Consider the following 5,000-nt stretch of genomic DNA (forward strand, 5'->3'; position numbering starts at 1 on the left):
CGTTAAATTAAGTCGCTGGCCCATAATACAAAAGGTACGACGTCACCCAGAACGTATCTTGGGCTCCGTCTGTTTGTAGGTATCCGGTTTCAGGTCTATTTCACTCCCCTCGTCGGGGTGCTTTTCACCTTTCCCTCACGGTACTAGTTCGCTATCGGTCAATGAGGAGTACTTAGGCTTGGAGGGTGGTCCCCCCACGTTCAGACAGGATTTCACGTGTCCCGCCTTACTCAAGGACATATCATTGCATTACCCGTACGGGACTATCACCCTCTGAGGTCCAGCTTTCCTGACTGGTTCCGGTTGTCTTTGATATGCCACTGGCCTGGTCCGCGTTCGCTCGCCACTACTAACGGAGTCTCTGTTGATGTCCTTTCCTCCGGGTACTTAGATGTTTCAGTTCCCCGGGTTCGCTTGAAACCCCCTATGTATTCAGGAGTCTCATACCTTCAACTGATAACCGAAAATCCAAAACCACCCCGACTTGCGTCGTGATGACCTTAGAGTTTCGGCTATCGAAGGTGGGTTTCCCCATTCGGAAATCTATGGATCAAAGCCTCTTCGCGGCTCCCCATAGCTTATCGCAGCGTAGCACGTCCTTCATCGCCTCTCATTGCCAAGGCATCCACCGAATACCCTTAAGACACTTGATTGCTCTCATTATCAATATCCACACACTCGGCAGAGTTTGCTGCACGCTGCTTTGCGCAACCAACGAATTGGAAACGCAAAATCCGCACGCCGGCGGTCAAGCCGTGCGCACTTCATGCAGCTGGATATGATTTAGAAAGACCAGTTTGCTTCGTAAGATCGAACCGACAACGAGGCGGTCAAGCTTCGTTGAAAAGGAATAAAGATGCGGAAGCTTTGCAAGCAAAGCGTTCGCACTCAATTCCTGGAGATTATGATTGCGGCACCCGCAATTGCTTGCAGATCCGAACCTCGGAACGATCTCCTCTTTACGATGTCATAAATCCCGCAGTCGATCTCGTAAGACCGACAAGCGAAGTTATACCGCGGACTAAATCAGGCGCCGCCCATATGGCGCGCACTGTCTGAACACACTGAATGTCTTGAAGTTGTTTTCGTCTCGATCGCTCATCAGCACCCAACCAAAGTTTCTGGTGGAGGCAGACGGGATCGAACCGACGACCTCATGCTTGCAAAGCACGCGCTCTCCCAGCTGAGCTATGCCCCCGTTCCAGAAGACGAATGCTCAACGCTAAAGAACACGTTTTGCAGATGCGATGCTTGCGCATGTGATGTCGACGTCAGCAGCAGCCTTGAAAGCAAAGCGCGCAAATATGGTGGGCCTGGGAAGACTTGAACTTCCGACCTCACGCTTATCAAGCGCGCGCTCTAACCAACTGAGCTACAAGCCCTAACAACAAAGGACTGCGCTCGGCTCATCGACATGACCTTGCGATCAAACGCCAACAAGCAGCACGAGCACGCCCCAGCGTGTGTTCGTCCGCGAAGAAAGAGAAACGAAGACGGCGGTGTCCCGCCTATGCAGCTCAGACATTGATCCAATGTCTGGCCACTGATGTTTCAAAAGAGGATCGATAGAAGCTTCAGGTTTGCAAGCAAACCCAGACTTCTGAAGATCCATCCTTAGAAAGGAGGTGATCCAGCCGCAGGTTCCCCTACGGCTACCTTGTTACGACTTCACCCCAGTCGCTGACCCTACCGTGGTCAGCTGCCCCCTTGCGGTTAGCGCACTGCCTTCAGGTAGAACCAACTCCCATGGTGTGACGGGCGGTGTGTACAAGGCCCGGGAACGTATTCACCGTGGCATGCTGATCCACGATTACTAGCGATTCCAACTTCATGGGCTCGAGTTGCAGAGCCCAATCCGAACTGAGACGGCTTTTTGAGATTTGCGAGAGGTCGCCCTTTTGCATCCCATTGTCACCGCCATTGTAGCACGTGTGTAGCCCAGCCCGTAAGGGCCATGAGGACTTGACGTCATCCCCACCTTCCTCGCGGCTTATCACCGGCAGTCTCCTTAGAGTGCTCAACTAAATGGTAGCAACTAAGGACGGGGGTTGCGCTCGTTGCGGGACTTAACCCAACATCTCACGACACGAGCTGACGACAGCCATGCAGCACCTGTGCTCTATGCCCCGAAGGGAAGGTTCCATCTCTGGTACCGGTCATAGACATGTCAAGGGCTGGTAAGGTTCTGCGCGTTGCGTCGAATTAAACCACATGCTCCACCGCTTGTGCGGGCCCCCGTCAATTCCTTTGAGTTTTAATCTTGCGACCGTACTCCCCAGGCGGAATGCTTAAAGCGTTAGCTGCGCCACTAGTGAGTAAACCCACTAACGGCTGGCATTCATCGTTTACGGCGTGGACTACCAGGGTATCTAATCCTGTTTGCTCCCCACGCTTTCGTGCCTCAGCGTCAGTTATGGGCCAGTGAGCCGCCTTCGCCACTGGTGTTCTTGCGAATATCTACGAATTTCACCTCTACACTCGCAGTTCCACTCACCTCTCCCATACTCAAGACTTTCAGTATCAAAGGCAGTTCTGGAGTTGAGCTCCAGGATTTCACCTCTGACTTAAAAACCCGCCTACGCACCCTTTACGCCCAGTGATTCCGAGCAACGCTAGCCCCCTTCGTATTACCGCGGCTGCTGGCACGAAGTTAGCCGGGGCTTATTCTTACGGTACCGTCATTATCTTCCCGTACAAAAGAGCTTTACAACCCTAGGGCCTTCATCACTCACGCGGCATGGCTGGATCAGGCTTGCGCCCATTGTCCAATATTCCCCACTGCTGCCTCCCGTAGGAGTTTGGGCCGTGTCTCAGTCCCAATGTGGCTGATCATCCTCTCAGACCAGCTACTGATCGTCGCCTTGGTAGGCCTTTACCCCACCAACTAGCTAATCAGACGCGGGCCAATCTCTCGGCGATAAATCTTTCCCCGTAAGGGCTTATCCGGTATTAGCACAAGTTTCCCTGTGTTGTTCCGAACCAAGAGGTATGTTCCCACGCGTTACTCACCCGTCTGCCACTGACGTATTGCTACGCCCGTTCGACTTGCATGTGTTAAGCCTGCCGCCAGCGTTCGCTCTGAGCCAGGATCAAACTCTCAAGTTGGACTTGAAACTTTAAACCGGCTGATCACAACGTATTGACGAGGTCCCACCATACTAAATCGACCAAACCGAAGTTCAGCCAATCTGCTGTCCGCGCTTCACAGCGCTAACAACGATGGTGTTAACCTTTGTTCAAAACGTGTACCGCCGAAGTCTTTCGTCCGGCCCCGTCTCAAGAAGCCGAAGCTTCCATCGAACGAGACCCGCAAGGACTCCGCCGTCCACGTTTCTCTTTCTTCAATTTAACTTGTCAAACAGCCCGACGCAGATGCGTCAATCTCCCCAGGAGGGAGAAATCTCTATCTTCAGATCTTCCAAAGTGAGATCCATCAGGCGGCATCCAGTGGATGCCAGCGCCCCGAAGGGAGCGAACCAGTAGACCCTCCAGAGGAAGGAAGCAACCTCTTTCTTCGCAGTGCGCCGATTATTTCGTTCGAAACAAGCAGCAGACCATTGCACCGATAGAGATCCGCCAGGCTTCCTTGCAAAAACCTGACAGCTCAACCCGACGACAAAACACCCACCGAAACTGTCGGCTGGTGCTTCACACATCGCGTTGAGGTGCTTCTGAACGTCGAACCGTCCCGGACCCGTGGGCCCCGGCGCCGCCGCGCTCAGTGGCCGGTTTATAGTCTCGCACTCTCGAAGCTGTCAACGCCCAATCGTCAGAAAATCGTCACGCGTTTTTCGTGTGCGTAAAGTCGACGCCGAATCATAGTGCGCTGCGATGATGACAGCAGGATTCCGCATTGAATTGCAGGGATATCCGGATCCTCCGATACGCGTTGGCTCATACGATGATGCAAAGAGCCGCTGCGCATCGTCGGCATCGATCTCTCATCTGCTGTTGAGAACTATCAGGCCGACGGCGTAACGATGCTGCAGCGCCGTTGTAAGAACGCAGATGCAGCGGCGCTGGTAGAAGCGATCGGCGCGCATGATGCCAGCCAGCGGACTGCGCAGCAGCGGCGATGCCGTTGCGCGAAGGAACAATCCGTTCTTCCAATCGCAGCCTTTTCGGATCTCGGATCGCTTCGCTTCCCTCGCTCGGGCGAACGCGACCCTGAATGAGCTCAATCGGACCGCACTACGCGGGTTCGGATTTTGATGATGGATCGCGGCCGAATGATCTTGGTCGATGCGGGTCGCCACCGCGATCGACATTGAGAAAGCCCTGCAGACGCTTGTTGACGATCTCGCCGCAAACAAAAAGCTGCAGCTGAATCGTGGCTGAATGATTTTTGCGATCAACCTCTGCCGCTCCTCAGGATGAGGGACGGGGGTGGAAACGGCGTCTTGAGGAGCAGCGACCGCCGTGATGAGCGCGCATGCTGCTCTAGATCCCCGAGATCAGCACAAAATCCAGACAACAAAAAACGCCGCTTCCGAAGGAAGCGGCGTTTTTTGTATTGATATCGTAGATGAGGGTTCTTTGTCCTTTGCAGGCCTGGCAGCGACCTACTCTCCCAGGGCTTAAGCCATAGTACCATTGGCGCTGAGGAGTTTAACGGCCGAGTTCGGGATGGGATCGGGTTGAAGCTCCTCGCTAGAACCACCAGGCCGGCGAAGGACAAAGATACGAAGCAAACTGTTTTGGTCTTTCTGTAGGACGCGCTTGGGCGTCCCTGAGTTGCGCAGTCTGATTTACAGAGCGCAGTCTCATTTTCATAACGTCAGACTGATGTCTGGACATTGAAAATGAGAGCAATCAAGCCAATCGAACGATTAGTACCGGTAAGCTACATGCGTTGCCGCACTTACACACCCGGCCTATCAACGTGGTCGTCTTCCACGGTTCTCAAGGGAATACTCGTTTTGAGGTGGGTTTCCCGCTTAGATGCTTTCAGCGGTTATCCCGTCCGTACATAGCTATGCTGCACTGCCGCTGGCGCGACA

Annotated in this window: 1 protein-coding gene, 2 tRNA genes and 4 rRNA genes (2 of these 7 running past the window's edge); all 7 read right to left on the reverse strand. The window is 53.8% G+C overall.

Annotation, left to right across the window (positions count from 1 at the left end):
- Nucleotides 1-653, reverse strand: a 23S ribosomal RNA gene (locus AB8B20_RS16880) (it extends 2,167 nt beyond the left edge of the window).
- Nucleotides 654-1,122: 469 nt separating this feature from the next.
- Nucleotides 1,123-1,198 (reverse strand) — tRNA-Ala (locus tag AB8B20_RS16885).
- Between the two features lie 107 nt (nucleotides 1,199-1,305).
- A tRNA-Ile gene (locus AB8B20_RS16890) sits at nucleotides 1,306-1,382 on the reverse strand.
- 236 nt (nucleotides 1,383-1,618) lie between these two features.
- Nucleotides 1,619-3,105, reverse strand: a 16S ribosomal RNA gene (locus AB8B20_RS16895).
- 836 nt (nucleotides 3,106-3,941) lie between these two features.
- The gene (locus AB8B20_RS16900; protein WP_439074564.1) at nucleotides 3,942-4,355 is read right to left on the reverse strand and encodes a hypothetical protein; all 414 of its coding nucleotides are present in this window, start codon (nucleotides 4,353-4,355) and stop codon (nucleotides 3,942-3,944) included.
- Between the two features lie 194 nt (nucleotides 4,356-4,549).
- A 5S ribosomal RNA gene (gene rrf, locus AB8B20_RS16905) occupies nucleotides 4,550-4,664 on the reverse strand.
- Between the two features lie 144 nt (nucleotides 4,665-4,808).
- Nucleotides 4,809-5,000 (reverse strand): 23S ribosomal RNA (locus tag AB8B20_RS16910) (it continues 2,628 nt past the right edge of the window).
- The 16S, 23S and 5S rRNA genes sit together here with 2 tRNA genes alongside, the layout of an rRNA operon.

The sequence above is a fragment of the Tardiphaga sp. 866_E4_N1_4 genome (assembly GCF_052076075.1).
In the GTDB taxonomy this organism is placed as follows: Bacteria; Pseudomonadota; Alphaproteobacteria; order Rhizobiales; family Xanthobacteraceae; genus Tardiphaga; species Tardiphaga robiniae.